The sequence below is a fragment of the uncultured Acetatifactor sp. genome, assembly GCF_948601915.1.
In the GTDB taxonomy this organism is placed as follows: Bacteria; Bacillota; Clostridia; order Lachnospirales; family Lachnospiraceae; genus Acetatifactor.
The window spans coordinates 28,257-29,508 of sequence record NZ_CAPDXS010000056.1; the positions used below are offsets into that span (position 1 = coordinate 28,257).

The window sequence follows — 1,252 nt, forward strand, 5'->3', positions numbered from 1 at the left end:
CCGGCGGACATGATGACATATGGTACGCCACCAATATCCAGATTTACGATTATGTGCAGGCCTGGCAGCGGCTGGAGTTTTCCGTGGACGGCAGACAGGTGCATAATCCTACGGCCACAGAACTGTATTTTCAGGAGATGGGTGAAAAGGGCGAGGTACATCGCATTTCGCCCGGGGGATATTTAGAATCGTAAAGATCGGAATCTGTATGATGCATCATTCTCCGTATTCGTACTCGAAGGACGCGCCTGCAGATCGGCCCCCGGATATAGACAGACAAAAATCCTTTCCGGCAGAACCGCCCTTCGCCGGTCCTGCCAGAAAGGAATCTTCAAATATCGCCGGGACTGTCAGCTGATCTTGGAATACCCAAAGGCATTGGCAAAAGCGTCGATGGGCTTCTTCTCCTTGCACATGGTACATTTTTCGGAGCTGTATGTCGTATAGTCCGGAATGTCCGCCGTGGTGAACAGGGAATTCACCGGAATCCCCACGATGCTGTTGGCGGCGCTGAACACTGCGCTGATCCCGCTTATGGAAGCGCCGTAATAGGTCAGGGTCTGGATGGCCTTCGACACTGTCTTTCCCGTGGTGGCGCTGGCCAGAAGGAGGAGCACGTTCTTATCCTTGACCATGGGCAGATAGTTGTCCCGGAACATCATCTGTCCGGATGTGGAATATTCCGGCGTGATGATATAGATCGTCTTGTGGGCGTTTCTGGAATAGATTCCCGCCCTGGTCAGCTCCTCCGCCAGGAACGCGCCGATGATCTCACAGCCGTCTATGCAGACGATCGTGTCCACCACCGTCGATATCATAACCTGCCTTCCCAGCTCTCTCGCCACCATGGACGCCTCGCTGAGCCTGGCCTTCAAGGTCGTCATGTCCAGAAAATAGTTGACGTGGGAATTCGGGGTCACGAAATGTCCCGGAATCGCCTTCAACTGGATGTTCGGGTGGGCCTTGGAATAAATTTTGATCACTTCCTGCATACACGTACCTCCTCATCATGATACAGCCTGAAATCCATACTGCGCACCGGCTAAATTTACAGTACAACCCGACTGCCGACCGCCAGCCAAGCACTTTCCCAGAGGCATCACTGTAAATCCTGGCAGTCTGCAGTTTACAGAAATCTTTCTGTCGATATATCTACTATACAGAAAATTCCCTCTTTCGTCAAGAAGAGTTACCAGAATTTTATACTGCTTAACGATTTCACTTGCCGTGAAACCAGACTGCATAACGCTGA

Annotated in this window: 2 protein-coding genes and 1 pseudogene (1 of these 3 running past the window's edge); 1 reads left to right on the forward strand and 2 read right to left on the reverse strand. The window is 51.7% G+C overall.

From position 1 onward, the window contains the following. A pseudogene (locus Q2B33_RS11370) lies at window positions 1-194 on the forward strand (polysaccharide deacetylase family protein); it begins 661 nt to the left of the window's first position. 156 nt (window positions 195-350) lie between these two features. Here Q2B33_RS11370 and Q2B33_RS11375 read toward each other — a convergent pair. Together Q2B33_RS11375 and Q2B33_RS11380 are read right to left on the reverse strand one after the other, a co-directional pair. After that, a complete protein-coding gene (locus Q2B33_RS11375) occupies window positions 351-992 on the reverse strand; it encodes a phosphoribosyltransferase (RefSeq protein WP_296478781.1) in 642 nt (213 codons plus the stop codon). A gap of 15 nt (window positions 993-1,007) precedes the next feature. Then, the coding region (locus tag Q2B33_RS11380; protein ID WP_300815141.1) for a hypothetical protein at window positions 1,008-1,252 on the reverse strand (245 nt) is incomplete at its 5' end.